Genomic DNA, 16,257 nt, shown 5'->3' with positions numbered 1-16,257 from the left:
GAAGGGCGCCCTTTTTCATTTCAGCGCTCGGCCTCGATGCCCTGTAAAACGGCCTCGGTTAAGGCCAGACCTTTTTCCAGCGAGTTTTCCGTTGCCGCCAGCAGGCTGCGCATTGGCTCGACCGCTTTTTCCAACGCGATGGCGTTGGTTTCGTAGGCCGCTTTCAGCGCCGCGACTGCGCATACCAGCGCGTCTTCACTGTCGATTCCTTGGCGAACCGTAAACGTAGGCTCGTGGGCGTGATTGCAGGTGCCGAAAGAGGTGCAGGCGGTGACTGGACGGGATGCGTCCGGATCATGAGGGGTACACGAGGGGAGGTTCATGGGCGTACCTCTCGAGCATCGGAGAGGCGTTTGAACGACAAGCGAGGTGGATCTGGGATGGCTTTCTCAAGCATGGGCTACTCCTTGCAACGCTCTGTGATGTCGCTCCGTACCCATACGCCAATATAGGTGGGCGGAGCCGTGCGGGTTGGCGTGCCGGACAGAGAACCGGTGAGCCCGAGGGCTCCCACACACGGCGCCGCCCATAGAGGGTGCAGCCATGCAGAACACACTGCCGTTGGCAGCCATGCTCAAACTCTGTCTTGTCTGGGACGCCAATCCCGTGCCGCAGAATCTACTGCGGTGCCGCACGGTACTCAAGTGCTGCTTAGGTGTCAAAAGTGTCCGGCCGAGCCGTACCGCTTGTCACAATCGCTTCCAAGCATCCGTCCAGTGCTCACTGACATTTTTGCCAGTTGTGGAAACCTCGTATCAAGCCTGAAATGCCCTCTGATCTCGATGTATGGCGACCACCATTCTCATCCCTCAGGGAGCATGCCCGCATGGCAGAACAATCCGCTACCGCTTACACTTACGCCAAACTATTCCCCGAACAGTTGTCCAACCCGTGCAGCCCGGACGCTCCCGAATCGAACACCGGGCCCATCGCTTATCTGCATGCGCTCTACCAGAAAGCCATTGAAATTGAGAAGACCAGCACCAAGACCGACCGCCTGACGCTTGCGCAACGGCGCCCGGACATCGGCGCCCTGCTGCTCGACCCCAGCAAGCTGGAGCAACCCGTCAGCGCACTGGCCCTGGCCATTCGTGTCCTCACTCATCACGCCCAGGAACGCTCCGGGCCAACGGCTAACTTGCCCGAGACCCTGGCAAGCGCGGGCCAGCATGCCCAACTGCCGTTCAACTATGCCCACGAGCAGGCCAAGGCCGTGCTCTGGCACAAAAAAATCCCGCTGCTCGAACTGCTGCTGCAGACGCAGCACAGCTACCCCAGCTTCTGCTACGAAGGGTTACGCAGCGATGAGCTGCGCCAGGTCATGCGTAACGCCAGCGGCTTCAGTCCCGCCCTGCAAGCGTTGCTACTGGAGGAAAAGCCCTTGCGCGCGGTCGGCCACGCATGGCGTCAGTGGTACGGCATGGCCGATATCGACCCCAAAGAGGCCAATGCTTCGTTGCGCGATGTCGAAACATTCGGCCGCCGAACCGGGCTGAGTTTCGAGCAAATACTGGAAATGCTGGCCGTGGCCGGGATCGATGACAATGCTGCGGCCAGCTACAGCCTGGTGCACAGATCCAACGCCTACCGCCCCACCGGCAAGCCTGTACTGAAAAACTTCCATCACGGCGCGGCCTACATCAATACGCGTCGAACGACGTCACTCACGATCAAGGATGTCTTGGCCGGGGCGGGTATCAAACCGCAGTTTAACTGGATGGATTACGACTGCCTGTCGCGTATGTACCAGATGATCCACCTGCAACAGGCGCTGGCGTTACCCTTCAAGGACGCGGACCTGCTGTTGATGTCGATCCTGCGTGCCGAAGGTCAGTTCGACAACTGGCACCTGACGCCATCCACTCTCCGTGCCATGGGCGTTTTCCGCTACCTGAACGAGGTTTATGGCATCAGCGCCGAACAGTTCGCCGCCCTGGTGTGCGAGATCAACCCATTTGCGGTTGGCGAGCAAGCACCGATGCTGGACCGGGTGCTCGATGGCCCAGGTGCAGGCCAGCTCGACACACCCAACCCACTGATCCTCGACGATCGCGTATTCGACCCGGCCGATGGCGAGGATGGCCAGTTCAAGGTCGTACCAGCGCTGGCCAAGGCATTGGGCGTGGATGAGCAGGCTACACAGGTGTACCTGGCGCAGGTCAAACAGGCGCAAGGGCTAAAGACACTCACCGTCTCGCTGTCGCTGCTCAGTGCGCTCTATCGCCTTGGCCGTTTGCATCGCCTGTTCAAGCGTTCCGCCCGGGAAGCAAGCGCCCTGGTCGAGCTGTTGGCGACGACAGGCACCGATGTGGTTGCCCAGTTGGCAGGCACGCCGCTGATCAGTGACGTTCCAGGTGCCAGCGATGTGCTCGACATCCTGGTCGCACTTGGCAACCTTGACCAGTGGCTGCGTCAACAGCAGATCTTGCCCAGTGTTCTGCTAACGACGTTGGCGCCAGTACCTACAACGGAGCTAGCGGTAGGCAGCTCGCTGCAGAGTGCCCTCCAGCAGCATGGCGAACCTATCAGGAAAGCGCTGCTTCCCGAGGCGACTGAAAGCGATCAACGAGAGGCGGCGGCAAACTTGTTGATGTTCATTTTTGGCAACCAGCGGCCTCAGCCCGAGCTTAGCCTGCAGCATATGACAGCACTGCTGGACTGGCCCGGTGCGACAGCGGGGCAACTGCTGAATGCAGCGGTGACGATCCTCGATCAGGACAGCAAGACCAAGGCCGCCGACCGGTGGGAATCAAACCTGGTGTGGTCCAAAGCCGAGCGCCGCTGCGCTCTTGTCAGCCTGCTGCGTGTAAGCCCCGGTGTGTTGAGAGCACTCTGCGACCATCCGGAATGGTTCGACTTGGAAAAAACCCCGGACGAGGTCATTAACCTCGACCTGTGCTATCAGCTCAGTCGTTTCCGGGTTTGGATCGAGGTGAGCAGGGCCAATGGCGCCGATGAACGTGACGTCATCGACTATCTGACCAAACACCGTTTCTCCACCGATTCGGAAAAAATTGCCCAAGCGGCCAAGGCATTAGGCACCTTGATAGGATGGGACGAGCGTGAAGTGGAAGCGGCCTGTCCGAGCACTATGAAGCTGGGGGTGGTAGAAGACGCAAGGTCGACCTTTGACGATTTCCTGGAAAGACTTTCTGATATAGAACGGGCCTACTTCGATGAACAAGGACTCGGGGTACGATTTGAGGAATTTGTTGTGCGCCACACGGGGTACACCACCTACTCTGATAAATTTCAAGGTTTTGTGGACAAATTGGTCGAATTCCTCAAGCAAAACCCGGGGCCGTTGTTACTTACGCAGGACCAGTACAACAAAGCGTATAAACCTGATAAATGGATGACGCGGTGGGAAGCTAAAAAAACAACCTCCACATTTGGCTATTTCCCGATTGCCATGGAAGCACTCGCCGACCGCCCTGGAACGGTCAATCGTCTGGTCGGCACGCCCTGTGTGCCCAGCACCATCAGCGACATCGACCATATCCTGCGGCTGAAACGGCTCTGCGAGAAAACCGACCTGGCCTGCAACTCGCTGCTGAGCCTCAGCGAGCTCAGCGAGACTTCGCCATACCGGGCGTTCGAGGGTGCCAGCCAGCTGCTGATGGCCAGCGCCGATGACGCGCTGCGCGAGGTAGTAGAAAAACAGATGCGTGAACGCTGGCGCGACGCACTGGCCGGCTACCTGCTCTCGCACTGGGCACCGCCTGAGCCTGATGCGAAGCCAAGCGTGGCCTCCTTCGATGACCTGTCGAGTTATTGTCTGACCGATATCCGGGTCGCCAGCGAGGTCACCACTACGCCGCTCAACCAGGCCATCGGCACCTTGCAGCACTACCTTTCACGGCTGTTTGCGCGGCTCGAACCCGGTTACGGCGATACCAGCCCAGCCGGCGGGGCGCAGGCCGAATGGCAGAATGGGCTGGGGCAGTACCGTACCTGGAAACGCCTGATCGACCGCTCCAACCACCCTGCCAACCTCATCTATTACGCCAACCGGACCAACAAGAGCGTGGCGTTTCAGGAACTGGAGGTGGCTCTCAACCAAGGCAAGATGGACACCTCGCTCCTGCACACCGCCATCTGCACCTACCTGGCCAAGTTCGAACGGGTCAGCAACCTGCAAGTCATCAGCGGTTACATGGATGGGCATGACCCCAAGCAGGACACCTATCACTTCATCGCCAAGACCAATACCACACCGAATGAATATTACTGGCGCACACTGGATATCAGCTTGCGTGACAACCAGAACCGGCTAAGCCCGCTTGCCTGGAGCGAGTGGGAGAAAATTGATCTGGCACCGATGGGCGAAATCGCACAAAGCCAATCCGATGGGAAACTCCATGACACCGTCCGGCCGGTGGTCATCGCCGGGCGCCGTTATGTATTCTGGGTGGAGCGAGGCAGCACCGATTTGCCGGACCGCAAAAACCAAAACCAGACTTTGCATAACAAACGCAAGCTGTCAGTGAACTTTGTATTCCAACAGAGCGACAGTAGCTGGAGCACCAGCAATGAACTGTTCTGCTTGGATGGCTATAAAGATGGACGCTGGGACGAAAACCGCGCAAAAAACCGGGATTTCATGCCTGGTCTGATCGTGGTCGTGCAAGAGCCCAGTGATCAGGACCTGTGGTTGACTGCCGTCCTGTATGACAGCGCTCGAACCTTTACGAAAACCGATGAATTCACCCGGGACAAGGACTACTACCTCGAAGCGCGAGACCTTCTGCTGTTGGAAAACAAGGCAATCAATGATGAAGACGCTAACAAGCTCTTTACCTCACTGCAGTCCTCTTACAGTAATGCGCACGCGATCCAGCACCCTTACGACGGCAGCCCGACACACTTGGTACTCACTACGTCAAAGACAAATAGAAAGCAGTTTGGCATTACTGCAAAATATACTGCACCCCGAAAGCATGAGATCGAGATAACTTTACAAGGACCCATTGACCTTGAGAAAACCCCTCATATTTCAGAACCCTTCTCTACAGACTTTCCTGAAATAGACTATTCCGTAAATATCTTCGCAGACGGCGAATTACTCCGTGGTACTTTTGACCTCATACGTGGAGAGAATTGCTTCATACACAAAGACACTTATTCCATAATATTAAAAATAGACGCAAAAACCTATAAAAAAATAGAAGTAATACTCGACCACAGCCCCCAAAGCGCACACACAAAAGATATAACGACCGCAACGTTTGAAGTACAGAACATCACCGACAATGACGAACTCTGGACTATTTCGATTGCCTCGAATGCCAAGCAGGCACAGTACCTCGACCTTAGCCAGGTAGCGAAACTCGAACCGACCTGGCCAACGCATAAGATTCGCCTCAATACGCTGTTCGGTAAGAACCTTGTCTCACGCGCCAGCCAGGGGGTCGAGCAGGTGCTAGCGTGGGACACGCAGAAACTGCAAGAGCCGGGCTTGGAGTCCGACAAGCCGGTAGACATGGATTTCCACGGCGCCAACGCTCTGTATTTCCGTGAGCTGTTCCTGCATGTGCCCGCCCTGGTGGCCATGCGCCTGACCGAGCAACAACAGTTCGAAGAAGCAGAAGACTGGTACCTGCGTTACCTGTTCAACCCTTACCGGACCAAAGCCGATGCGCATGGCCGCCCCGCGCCTTGGGTTACCCGCCCCCTAGCCCAGGTCGGGACCTTGGGTTCGGCCCTGCGCAAGGGCGCCGACCCCATTAGCCGGGTGTTCACCCTATCGCGTTACTACCAACAGGCGATCTACCTGTCGCTGCTGGAAAACTGGCAGTTGCAGGGCGACCACTTTTACCGCCAGCTCACCCTCAGCTCACTGAACCAGGCCTGGCTGTGCTACCAGCAGGCGCAGCAGCTGCTTGGCCCGCTACCCTCAGGTAGCAGTATTCCGCGCTGGAACGTGGTGGCCTTGGCGTCGGTCGACGGCGACAACTTCCGCCGGCCAATCAATGGCCGGGTGCTCGACCTGCACCAAACGTTGCAAAGCCGCCTGTACAACTTGCGCCACGGCCTTACCCTGGATGGCAAAAAACTTCCAGCGCTGGAGTGGAGCAGCGAAAGTGTGGACGTTTTCGACAATGGGCAAGGCGGCGTGAGCAATCTGCCCATCCCCTACCACAGTGGCCAGGTCGATATCCCGCATTACCGCTTCCGCCAACTGCTGCCCCTCGCCAAAGTAGCGGCGCAACAATTGTCGGATTTTGGCCGACATTACATGAGTTTGATGGAGGAGGAGTTCAACACCAGCCTGTCGGTGCAATTGAAAGCGCAGGATATCGGGATGGCCGAGTTCGCCATTCGCTTGCAAAAAGAAGCGGTCGCCAACATTGAGGCGAAGAAAAAAGGCCTGCTGATCAGCCGCGATAAATTATCGGCGCAGGAAACGTATTTCAGCGACCTCATCGACGTCGGTCGGTCCCTGGAGGAAGAGGCCGCCACCGCGCTCACCTGGATCGCCCATGCGACCACATTTCTCAGTGTTCCCTTTAAAACCGTCGCTGGCGCTGTGGAAGCGGCGGTGCCTACCATTTACGGCATGGCGGTTGGCGGCATCGACCCGGCAGCCCCCATGGCCAGAACCGCCGAGGTCTTAACTGCCACAGCCGAAGCTTCAAAAATTATCGCCGACGAGCTGACCGTGCAGGCAGGCTACAACCGCCGCGCAGCGGAGTGGGTATTTGCCAAAAGCCAGGTCGAATGGGATCTGAAGATCCTCAACCAACAACTGGCCGAAACCAATATCGAACTCAATGCCAGTACCATTGCCCTTGACCAGTGCCGACAGGACCTCGTCAACCTGAAGGAAGCCTACGTGTCCATGACTACCGGGTTTACCATCATTCCCATCTATAACTGGCTGGTGGCACGCCAGGAGTCCATCTACGGGGCGGCCTACGATGCCGTACGCTCACTGTGCATGGGGGTAGAGGCCGCCTGGCGCTATGAAATCGGCGACTACCGGCGCGACAGCTTCATCGATACGAGTGCCTGGCGCGACCAATACAAGGGCATGCTGGTGGGCGAATCGCTGCTGGTGAACCTGCAACAGATGGAGAATGAATACCTGGCCAGAAACGAGCGGCGCTTGACGATCAAGAAGTCCTTTAGCCTTAAGAACCAGCTGGACAGTGTTGCGACCAAGCCCGAAGAAAAGTGGGCCGGCATCTTCAAAAAGAGCGCTACTCGCACCGCCCCGCTAACCTACACATTCGAATTCAAGGCAGAGGATTTCGACAAAGGTTACCCGGGTCAGTACCTTCGCCAACTGAAATACGTGTCCGTCACGCTCGTACTCAAGGCAGACAAGAAGGTGGAAGAGTTGTATGCAGTCCTCACGCAGACCGGTAGCGCTACGCTGCTTGAGGCCGACAAGCATGCGGCCCGCTCGCTTTACCCAGGCAAAGAAAGTGATGAAACAATAACGGCCGCGCGCGAGAACCCCAAGCTGGTCCTGCGCAACCCCCGCGAAAACCAGCAGATCGCGTTGTCGTCGACCATGGCCGAAGATGGACTTGGGTACGATGCAGGTACCTGGGTGTATGAGTTGATGTTCCACGATGGCCGTTATTTGCCGTTCGAAGGCACAGGCGCCATCTCACAATGGACGCTGGAGCTACTGGGCAATGAGGAGCTGCTCAAGGACCTTTCGATCATCGACGACATACGGTTCAATATGGTGTACACGGCCAAAGCGGGTGACGACCAGTTCGTCAAGGAGATAGGCAAAATTCGAAAAGAAGCAAGCGCATCCGCAGCGCAAGGCAAAAGCTGACGCGGTGATGGGATCGGGGCCCATGTGCGGCCCCGAGCCTGCGCATACAGATATTTCAGTCGCCAAGCTACCCCATCCCAGCGAGCGACGCAGTGCCCGCACTTCGCGCCGTGTCGCTTGCTGGCGATAGGCCGCCCCCGCTTAGCGATGTATCGAGAAGCTGATCAGAATGGGCCGCGACCACTCGGGAAACTTCGCGTCCACTGCCTTGAGTTCCAGCACACTGTTGAACCAACTTGGCGGAAGGTGCGCGTTGTCTTCGACGTCATAGCTGACGAACAGTGAAAACCCACCCCTGTCGTAAAGTGGGTTGCAGCCTCTGTTGGAATTCATGCCCGTGCGGCTGCACTCTCCGACCTGCTTCTGTGCGCGCAGATTGGCGATATAGGGCCGGCCGTTTTCATCCCTGGCTATCGTGCGCAACATCGTGTACGAGCCTGCATTCGCGGTGAGTTCAACCGGACCCTCCCGAGATGACAACGCCACTACCCCGGCCGAACTGGAGGTCGGCATCGTAACGACATTCAGTCTCGCCTCGCCCTGACTCGAGAGCATGATCATCCGATCACCCCCGAACGCTGGGCCAGCGTCCACCAGCCGGCTTGCCTGCTCGCGCCACAAACGTGCCATGTCCGCCGTCGCCCCATTGCCCACCGGCACGCCCTCCAGGCTCACACGGGGATTCGAATAGAAGGGAAGATTATTGCCGCACAGGTGGGTGCCCATGCCAGATGCGAGCTGATGCCCGTGCCTGTAGTCGTCTCCCCCATCGGGATAACAATGGTGGCCGCCGACGTTGTGCCCTAACTCGTGACGGAAGGCCAGGGGATAGTCGATCGAGTTGATGCTGCTCAGGCCGGGAGCGTAAGCCAGGCCGGCATAGGGGCCCTGCTTGCCATAGGCGACGTTGATGTCGTGCCGATAGGCACGCCGCCGCCCCCCTAGGTCCTGGTCGGTCTGGCGCAAACCTTCCGAGTCGACGCCACGGTCGGTATCGGTCACGACGATTCCCGCCAAATCGACGCGGGTGCTCCATATCTGTGAGTTGCGTAAGCCCACGTTGACCGTTTCCAGCTGCGCCAGTGCGAATGCGATGGGATCGCTGCCCAGGGAATCCAATGCCTTAACGGAAAAAGCCACGAGGGCGTCGATGACGAAGGCATCGGCGGCAGGCCGCTGAACGGCTGGCGGATCGCCGGGCGGGGCTCCCGCCACCTCATCGGCCTTCAGGTAATCGTAAGCGGGCTCTTCGAGAAAGCGTCGCGTACCTTGGACATCGACCAATAGCAACCCTCGCCTGCCTGGCCTGTCGATGACAGCAGTCACTGCGCCTGTGGGCGAGCGCACGGCGATCAGGCTGCCGGTGGCCGCGCCCTTATGATCCGTCAACGCACCGCTTTCCACGGTGTACCCGTCGTTTCGTCGAGTGCGCTGCAACGGCCCCATCTGCATATTGCCCAGCTCGCGCTGGTAGACGCGGCTATCGATAGCTGCCGGCAGCGCTTGAACAGAGGACAGCGGAGCGCTGCCGGAGGGCGGTCCTACCCGATCCAGGCTGGCGCAGCCTGAGGCCAGCACGGCGAGCAAACCTGTACAAAGGTAGGTCGAGTGGAATTTTTCCATGGTAATCATCCTGTGGTCAGTTGCGCGAACTGTCTGTAGGGTGGGCTTTTCGTTACGCGGGCATAACTGACGAAACTACCAGGCCGGGCATCCCTTCACTTTTCGCGAGACACCCCCATGAACCCCTGCATCCGTAACGCCACGTCGGACGACCTGCCCGGCATCCTCGCCATCTACAACGATGCCGTGCACAACACCCTGGCGATATGGAACGAGGTACCTGTGGACCTCGCCAACCGCCAGGCGTGGTTCGACGCCCGCCAGCAGCAGGGCTACCCGATCTTGGTAGCGGTCGACGACAACGGTGTGCTCGGCTATGCCTCGTTCGGCGACTGGCGCCCGTTCGAAGGCTTTCGCCTGACGGTCGAACATTCGGTGTACATCCGCCATGACCAACGCGGCAAAGGCCTGGCGCCACGCCTGATGGCCGAACTGATCGAGCGGGCTCGCGCCTGCGGCAAGCATGTGATGGTGGCGGCCATCGAGAGCGGCAATGCCGCTTCGATTCGCCTGCATGAGCGTCTGGGGTTTGCCGTGACGGGGCAAATGGCCCAGGTCGGTGTGAAGTTCGGCCGCTGGCTCGACCTGACGCTCATGCAATTGCAACTGGATGAGGATGCCAACCCCGCACACTGACGCGTCCTCAATCGCGCAGTACGTCGGCCAGCTTTTTCTCGTACCAGCCCTGGGCAGGGTCCGTGCGCAGCGTGTAGTTGCTGTTGACGTAATTGCCCAGCACCTGCAGTACGCACTTGCCGCCTTTGAAGTAGCACACGGCTGGGGCACTGGCGAGGCCATCGAACGTGTCGGGGTCGGCCATGGCCAGCTCCAGTGGCACCCTCAGGAAGGTGATCGCAGAGTTGGCATGCGCTGACCATTGCTTCATGTAGGCACTGACCGCCGGGCTGGCTCTGCCTGACACTTTATAGACTTCGACGACGACCACGCCTTGCTTGGAAATGGGCCCGGCGTAGTCCTGTTTATCTTCGGCAATCTCGATGCTCATGGCGAAGCCCTCTTCGTCTAGTAAGACAGATCAGGCTCGCACTATGGAAAACCGCCAACCATGCCGTCTACTGACAAAAATGTCGGCGTCAGCTTATTCATCGTTGCGTGAAGCGCCCCAACTGCTGGCGCAGCCGGGTGTTCTCGGTACGCAGTTGCCGCACCTCGTCGAGCAGTTCCAGCGCCAACGCCACCCCCTCCCATTCCAGCTGCAACTGCTGACGCAGCTTGACCGCCTGCCGGGTGCGCAGCGGCGCCTGATCGTCGAACAACCAGTCTTGCGGCGTTCGCCCCCAAGGTTCGACGATGCCGTGCTCGACGATCGCGATCACGTAGTCGGCCGACACGTCGGCCTCGCGACACAGGGTGTGCAGGTCCAGTTGCACGATCAGGCTGCTGCTCATGGTCACTTGCTCCAGTTGGCCCTCGGGTCGAAGGCGGCCTGTTCGGAAAGTTTGCTCCACAGCTCGCGCGCTTTCGCGTCGGATTGGCTGGGCATGACCACCTTGAGCTGCGCGTAAAGGTCGCCGCGTTCGCCCTGCTTGTTGGTCAAACCCATGCCCTTGACCCGTAGGCGCTGGCCGCTCTGGCTGTCGGGGCGGACGGTCAGGTTGATGCGCCCGGTCAGGGTCGGCACCGCGACCTTGGCACCCAGCGCGGCTTCCCAGGGCGCCAGGGGCACGGTGATGATCAGGTCGTGGCCTTCGACGTCGAACAGCGGGTGCGGTGCCAGGCGCAGGGTCAGGAACAGGTCGCCGTTGGCACCGCCGCCCAAGCCTGGAGCGCCCTGGCCCTTGAGGCGGATACGCTCGCCGTCGGTCACGCCGGCGGGAATCTTCACGTTCAGGGTCTTGGTGGTGAAGCCGGTGCGCTGGCCGGCCGCGTTGCTTTGCGGCACCTGGAAGCTGATCTGCTTGGCGTCCTTGCTCAGGGTTTCTTCCAGGAAGATCGCCAGCTCCAGCTCCACGTCCTGCCCCCGGCGCCCGGCGCTGCGCTGCTGCTGTTGGCCACGGCCGAACGGGCTGCCGCCACGGGCGCCGAACATCGAGCTGAAGAAATCGGAGAAGTCGCCGTTGTCGAAGCCGCCGCCGCCACCGCGATTCTCCCAGCCAGGGGGCGCCTGGAACGGCCGGCCATGCTGGCCACCGTATTTGCGGATCTCGTCGAATTCGGCCCGTTTCTGCGCGTCGCCCAGCACTTCATAGGCCTCGTTGGCCTCTTTGAATTTGTCTTCGGCGCCGGGCTCCTTGCTGACATCGGGGTGGTACTTGCGCGCCAGCTTGCGGTAGGCGGCCTTGATGGCCTTGTCATCCGCGTTCGGCTCGACGCCCAATATCTTGTAGTAGTCTTTGAAGTCCATCCAAGGGTCACCAGTGTGAAGTTACATGTTGCAACTGAAGATAAGGCCCAAGGATAGCCGTTCAAGGCCCGCTTGGGCGCTTCTTGCAATGGATGGCCGGTCTTGATTTAGCTGCCGACTCGCATACACTGCGCGGCCGTTTTGCCTCCGGAAGCTTTTCTTCATGTCTGACCTCTCCCCGGCCCGCGCCTGCGGCATCGACTTCGGCACCTCCAATTCCACGGTCGGCTGGCACCGTCCGGGCGTCGATTCGCTGATCGCGCTGGAAGACGGCAAGATCACCCTGCCCTCGGTGGTGTTCTTCAACCTCGAAGAGCGCCGCCCGGTGTATGGCCGCCTGGCCCTGCACGAATACCTCGAAGGCTACGAAGGCCGGCTGATGCGCTCGCTCAAGAGCCTGCTCGGCTCCAAGCTGATCAAGCACGACACCAGCGTGCTGGGCACGGCGCTGCCGTTCAAGGACCTGCTGGGCATGTTCATCGGCGAGCTCAAGCAGCGCGCCGAGGCCGAGGCCGGGCGCAGCTTCGAGCAGGTGGTGCTGGGCCGGCCGGTGTTCTTCGTCGACGAAGACCCGGCCGCCGACCAGGAGGCCGAGGACACGCTGGCCGACGTGGCGCGCAAGATCGGCTTCAAGGACGTGTCGTTCCAGTACGAGCCGATCGCCGCCGCCTTCGACTACGAGGCCAACATCGCGGGTGAGGAGCTGGTGCTGATCGTCGACATCGGCGGCGGTACGTCCGACTTCAGCCTGATCCGCCTGTCGCCCGAGCGCCATCTGCTCGACGACCGCCACAGCGACATCCTCGCCACGGGCGGCGTGCACATCGGCGGCACCGACTTCGACAAGCAGTTGAGCCTGCAAGGCGTGATGCCGCTGTTCGGTTATGGCAGCCGCATGAAGAGCCAGGCACTGATGCCGACCAGCTACCACCTCAACCTCGCCACCTGGCACACCATCAACGCGCTGTACTCGAAGAAGTCGCAACTGGCCCTGGGCAGCATGCGCTACGACATCGAAGACACGCTGGGCATCGACCGGCTGTTCAACCTGATCGAGCAGCGCGCCGGGCACTGGCTGGCGATGGAAGTGGAAGCCAGCAAGATCGACCTGACCGAGCAGACTTCGCGGCGCATCGACTTGAGCCGCGTCGAGCCGGAGCTGAGCGCCGAACTGACCCGCGCGCTGTTCGAAAGCGCCATCGACGGGTTGCTCGAACGAGTGCGCGGCAGCGTACGCGAACTGCTGGCCAAGGCCGGGGTGAGCGAGCGGCAGGTGGACACGGTGTTTTTCACCGGTGGCTCCAGCGGCATCCCGGCGCTGCGCAACAGCGTGGCGGCCATGCTGCCCAACGCGCGGCATGTGGAAGGGAACATCTTCGGCAGCATCGGCAGCGGCCTGGCGATCGAGGCGCGCAAGCGCTATGGCACGGTTTGACCGCAGGGTGTGAGAGCGATCGACCAGGGGTCGGGCTCATCACATGCAGGCGTGCAGCGCGATGGGCGTGCAACGCGGCAGGCGACCTGGAAACCAAGCAATCATTGTCGTAACGCATTGTGGCCATTGGGCCGGCGTCGCCGGCCATCGCGGCTGATCGGAACGCCGAACCGGCCGCTCCTACAGGGAAACGTGTGTTGCTCAGGTACGCACAGACGTGTGGGAGCGGCTTCAGCCGCGATGGGCCGCGCAGCGGCCCCAATAGGCCGCCTTTTCATCGACGGGCATGACGCTTGCTGTGGCGCGGCGAACGGCCATACCCAGGCTTATCGCGGTTGCAGGCGATAGCCGCGTTCTTGCAGACAGGCGCCCAGGGCCTGCTGATAGACCTGCCAGACCGACTGGGCGGGGGCATAGGGCGCATTGGCGGGGTCGAAGCCGGATTGGCCGACGGCCCATCGATAACACTGGGCGCCGTCCTGCTGTTGCTGCTGTGGGCCTTGCCCGTACAGCGGCTCAACGTCGATGGCCGGAGCGGCACCCGCTGACGGCTGCGACGGAAGGCTTGGCATGGGCTGGGGCGCCTGGCCTGGCATAGGCCGCGGCGCCGGCGCGGTCTGCGGCTGCATCGCCGCCGGGTCGACCACCTGGTATTGGCCGATGTCCGGCAGGTACTGGTAATAGGTGCCGGCCACAATGAACAGCGGCTGCCCGTTCAGCCACACTTCCTGGGCATAGTCCGGCAGCGCGTCGACCTGCAAGCCGTAGGGCGGGGTGATGACCCTATAGGCATCGCCGTACGGCCGGTACCAGTACCCTCCCGAATAGAAGTAGTCCTGCCCGTGGTAGGGAATTTTCCAGTGTCGTTCGGCGAAACCGTCGATGCGCTGCCCGGGCCGCAACTGCGGGCCGCCGCCCCAGCCGTCGCCCTGCCCATGGGGCCGCCCCGGCCAATCGCCGCCGGGGCGCTGGCCGGGGCCGCCGGCTTGCCAGGGGTGGTAGTCGCCTTCGCGACGAGGAATGTCGCGGTAGAAACCGGGACGCGCCGGCTGGGTCTGCCAGACTTCGTCCCGGGAGTTGAGCGGCGAATGGCCCGGCGCGTTCTGCGCAGCGGCGCCTCCGTTCGGCCCGGCTGCCGGTGAAGGTGCTTCGGTCGATACGGGCGGGGTCGATCCAGGCGCGGCCACTACAGGCGCGGTTAGCCCCATGCAAACAACACCCACACACGCCCATCGAGCGAAACCTGACTTCATCGCACCACCCTCGACCGACATTGGCCTCAATGCCGTCGAGTCTACCCGCACCCTGCCCCCGGGCGGTGAATCGCGCGCATTAAAAAAGGGAGGCCGCTGGGGCCTCCCTCTCGAATGGTCGTCCGTGCTCGACGTGGGTAACGTCGGCTCACCTCACCTGGTCTTCTGGACTGGGTGTAGCCCGGGGGCCTGGCGGATCCGGTGGGATGGCCTGGCCGCGAGCGCCTGTCTGAGGCGCCTCGCCGTGGACTGTTGTCCGGGCAGTGATTCTGTTGATAACGATAGAGCAAGCGGCCCGACACAAGATTGCGAATATTGCTGATTCAAATACTGCTTGCGCAATTTTTTACTCTGATTCGATAATTCGCCGCAATCTGCACAGACAAGGCCCTAAACATGAGCAAACTCGACCGCTATGACCTGAACATCCTCGAAGAACTGCAGCGCGACGCGCGCATTTCCAACCAGGAACTGGCCGAACGCATCGGCCTGTCGCCCTCGCCTTGCTCGCGACGGGTCAAGCAGCTCGAAGACGACGGCTACATTTCCCGCCAAGTGGCCCTGCTCGATCGCAAGAAACTGGGTTTGAGCCTCACCGCCTACGTGCTGATCGGCATGGACCGGCATACCCCCGAGCGCTTCGAAAGCTTCGAAGCGGTGATCCGCAGCCTGCCGCAGGTGCTCGAATGCAGCCTGGTGACGGGCATGGACGCCGACTACCAGCTCAAGGTCGTGGTGCCCGACATGGACCACTACCAGAAACTGCTGCTCGGCAGCCTGACCCGTATCGAAGGCGTCACCAGCGTGCGTTCGAGCTTCGTGCTCAACCAGGTGCTGGCCAGCACCGAAATGCCGCTGACCCACCTGCGCTGAGCGCGCAGCGAGCGGTGAGGTATGCTCGCCGTCCGCACCCACCTTGAAGGAGCGCAGCGATGGACCCGGCGGTGTTCGAAGAATGGATGATGATCGGCCTGATCAGCGCGCTGGTCGGCTTCATGGGTTTCATCGTCTGGGACCTGGCGAAAAAGTCCAAGGCCGGGCGCCTGGGCACGCTGATCCTGTTTTTCGTGCTGGGCCTGGGCGTGATGGCGTTCGTCGTCAAGACGGTTGCGGTGGCGTTGATCGAAGGCGTGTGACGCAGCCGCAGACCGGCCTCTAGCGTGGCACCGGCACCTCGCGCCATGCGCCCGGTTCGAGCCCCTCCAGAGTCCAGTCGCCGATTTTCACGCGCACCAGACGCAGCGTCGGCAAGCCGACCGCCGCCGTCATGCGACGTACCTGGCGATTGCGCCCCTCACGGATGACCAACTCCAACCAACAGGTCGGCACGCTCTTGCGAAAGCGCACGGGCGGTGTGCGCGGCCACAGCGCCGGCTCGTCGAGCGCACGCGCCTCGGCCGGCAAGGTCGGGCCGTCGTTGAGCGCGACGCCTTCGCGCAACTGCTGCAACTGCGCTTCGCTGACCTCCCCCTCGACCTGCACCCAATAGGTTTTCGCCAGCTTGTGCTTGGGGTCGGCGATGCGCGCCTGCAAGCGCCCGTCGTTGGTCAGCAGCAACAGGCCTTCGCTGTCGCGGTCCAGCCGCCCGGCCGGGTAGATGCCGGGGATGTCGACGAAATCCTTGAGCGTGGCGCGCCCTTCGCCGTCGCTGAACTGGGTCAGCACGTCGAAGGGTTTGTTCAGCAGGACCAGCCGCGGCTCGGCCGGTGGCGCCTTGGGCGGGCGCCGTGTCGCGGCGGGCCGCGCCGAGGGACGGCGCGGGGTGGAACGGGATGGCGGGGGCATG

General features: G+C 61.1%; 12 protein-coding genes. 5 read left to right on the top strand and 7 right to left on the bottom strand.

Annotated elements, in window-relative coordinates:
* Positions 1–20: 20 nt before the first annotated feature.
* Positions 21–323 (bottom strand): hypothetical protein, encoded by a 303-nt coding sequence (locus B4M43_RS20695; RefSeq protein WP_296269323.1) that lies wholly within the window; start codon positions 321–323, stop codon positions 21–23.
* A gap of 503 nt (positions 324–826) precedes the next feature.
* Here B4M43_RS20695 and B4M43_RS20690 point away from each other — a divergent pair.
* Positions 827–7,795 (top strand): neuraminidase-like domain-containing protein, encoded by a 6,969-nt coding sequence (locus tag B4M43_RS20690; protein WP_296269322.1) that lies wholly within the window; start codon positions 827–829, stop codon positions 7,793–7,795.
* Positions 7,796–7,936: 141 nt separating this feature from the next.
* Here B4M43_RS20690 and B4M43_RS20685 read toward each other — a convergent pair whose 3' ends face one another.
* Positions 7,937–9,418 carry a hypothetical protein gene (locus tag B4M43_RS20685; protein ID WP_296269321.1) on the bottom strand — a complete coding sequence of 494 codons (1,482 nt, stop codon included), beginning with the start codon at positions 9,416–9,418 and terminating at the stop codon, positions 7,937–7,939.
* A gap of 117 nt (positions 9,419–9,535) precedes the next feature.
* Here B4M43_RS20685 and B4M43_RS20680 point away from each other — a divergent pair, with 117 nt between their 5' ends.
* Positions 9,536–10,054, top strand: a complete 519-nt coding sequence (locus B4M43_RS20680) for a GNAT family N-acetyltransferase (RefSeq protein ID WP_296269320.1) — start codon at positions 9,536–9,538, stop codon at positions 10,052–10,054.
* A gap of 7 nt (positions 10,055–10,061) precedes the next feature.
* Here B4M43_RS20680 and B4M43_RS20675 read toward each other — a convergent pair whose 3' ends face one another.
* From B4M43_RS20675 to cbpA, 3 genes are all read right to left on the bottom strand, one after another.
* Positions 10,062–10,424 (bottom strand): hypothetical protein, encoded by a 363-nt coding sequence (locus B4M43_RS20675; protein ID WP_296269319.1) that lies wholly within the window; start codon positions 10,422–10,424, stop codon positions 10,062–10,064.
* A 97-nt stretch (positions 10,425–10,521) separates the two neighbouring features.
* Positions 10,522–10,827 carry a chaperone modulator CbpM gene (locus B4M43_RS20670; protein ID WP_296269318.1) on the bottom strand — a complete coding sequence of 102 codons (306 nt, stop codon included), beginning with the start codon at positions 10,825–10,827 and terminating at the stop codon, positions 10,522–10,524.
* A gap of 2 nt (positions 10,828–10,829) precedes the next feature.
* The gene (gene cbpA / locus B4M43_RS20665; protein ID WP_296269317.1) at positions 10,830–11,783 is read right to left on the bottom strand and encodes a curved DNA-binding protein; all 954 of its coding nucleotides are present in this window, start codon (positions 11,781–11,783) and stop codon (positions 10,830–10,832) included.
* A 163-nt stretch (positions 11,784–11,946) separates the two neighbouring features.
* Between cbpA and B4M43_RS20660 the strand changes: the two genes are divergently transcribed.
* Positions 11,947–13,218 (top strand): Hsp70 family protein, encoded by a 1,272-nt coding sequence (locus tag B4M43_RS20660; RefSeq protein WP_296269316.1) that lies wholly within the window; start codon positions 11,947–11,949, stop codon positions 13,216–13,218.
* A 326-nt stretch (positions 13,219–13,544) separates the two neighbouring features.
* Here B4M43_RS20660 and B4M43_RS20655 read toward each other — a convergent pair whose 3' ends face one another.
* Positions 13,545–14,471, bottom strand: coding sequence for a DUF6515 family protein (locus B4M43_RS20655; RefSeq protein WP_414707891.1), 927 nt, complete (start codon positions 14,469–14,471; stop codon positions 13,545–13,547).
* Positions 14,472–14,867: 396 nt separating this feature from the next.
* Here B4M43_RS20655 and B4M43_RS20650 point away from each other — a divergent pair, with 396 nt between their 5' ends.
* Positions 14,868–15,344: an Lrp/AsnC family transcriptional regulator gene (locus tag B4M43_RS20650; protein WP_296269314.1), complete on the top strand. Its 477-nt coding sequence runs from the start codon at positions 14,868–14,870 to the stop codon at positions 15,342–15,344.
* Between the two features lie 59 nt (positions 15,345–15,403).
* Positions 15,404–15,607 (top strand): DUF2788 domain-containing protein, encoded by a 204-nt coding sequence (locus B4M43_RS20645; protein WP_296269313.1) that lies wholly within the window; start codon positions 15,404–15,406, stop codon positions 15,605–15,607.
* 19 nt (positions 15,608–15,626) lie between these two features.
* Here the strand turns inward: B4M43_RS20645 and B4M43_RS20640 are convergent, their stop codons facing one another.
* Positions 15,627–16,256 (bottom strand): pseudouridine synthase, encoded by a 630-nt coding sequence (locus B4M43_RS20640; protein WP_296269312.1) that lies wholly within the window; start codon positions 16,254–16,256, stop codon positions 15,627–15,629.
* Between the last annotated feature and the right edge of the window lies 1 nt (position 16,257).

It is taken from the genome of Pseudomonas sp. UBA6562 (assembly GCF_002434265.1).
Taxonomy (GTDB): Bacteria; Pseudomonadota; Gammaproteobacteria; order Pseudomonadales; family Pseudomonadaceae; genus Aquipseudomonas.
The sequence above is the reverse complement of the archived record's forward strand: the minus strand, read 5'-3'. Positions and strand labels throughout refer to the sequence as shown.

Bases quoted from the DNA above. Each gene is read 5' to 3' on its own strand.
- B4M43_RS20645 (WP_296269313.1), top strand. From the start codon at position 15,404: ATGGACCCGGCGGTGTTCGAAGAATGGATGATGATCGGCCTGATCAGC.
- B4M43_RS20685 (WP_296269321.1), bottom strand. From the start codon at position 9,418: ATGGAAAAATTCCACTCGACCTACCTTTGTACAGGTTTGCTCGCCGTG.
- B4M43_RS20680 (WP_296269320.1), top strand. From the start codon at position 9,536: ATGAACCCCTGCATCCGTAACGCCACGTCGGACGACCTGCCCGGCATC.
- B4M43_RS20695 (WP_296269323.1), bottom strand. From the start codon at position 323: ATGAACCTCCCCTCGTGTACCCCTCATGATCCGGACGCATCCCGTCCA.
- B4M43_RS20660 (WP_296269316.1), top strand. From the start codon at position 11,947: ATGTCTGACCTCTCCCCGGCCCGCGCCTGCGGCATCGACTTCGGCACC.
- cbpA (WP_296269317.1), bottom strand. From the start codon at position 11,783: ATGGACTTCAAAGACTACTACAAGATATTGGGCGTCGAGCCGAACGCG.
- B4M43_RS20690 (WP_296269322.1), top strand. From the start codon at position 827: ATGGCAGAACAATCCGCTACCGCTTACACTTACGCCAAACTATTCCCC.
- B4M43_RS20655 (WP_414707891.1), bottom strand. From the start codon at position 14,471: ATGAAGTCAGGTTTCGCTCGATGGGCGTGTGTGGGTGTTGTTTGCATG.
- B4M43_RS20640 (WP_296269312.1), bottom strand. From the start codon at position 16,256: ATGCCCCCGCCATCCCGTTCCACCCCGCGCCGTCCCTCGGCGCGGCCC.
- B4M43_RS20670 (WP_296269318.1), bottom strand. From the start codon at position 10,827: ATGAGCAGCAGCCTGATCGTGCAACTGGACCTGCACACCCTGTGTCGC.
- B4M43_RS20650 (WP_296269314.1), top strand. From the start codon at position 14,868: ATGAGCAAACTCGACCGCTATGACCTGAACATCCTCGAAGAACTGCAG.
- B4M43_RS20675 (WP_296269319.1), bottom strand. From the start codon at position 10,424: ATGAGCATCGAGATTGCCGAAGATAAACAGGACTACGCCGGGCCCATT.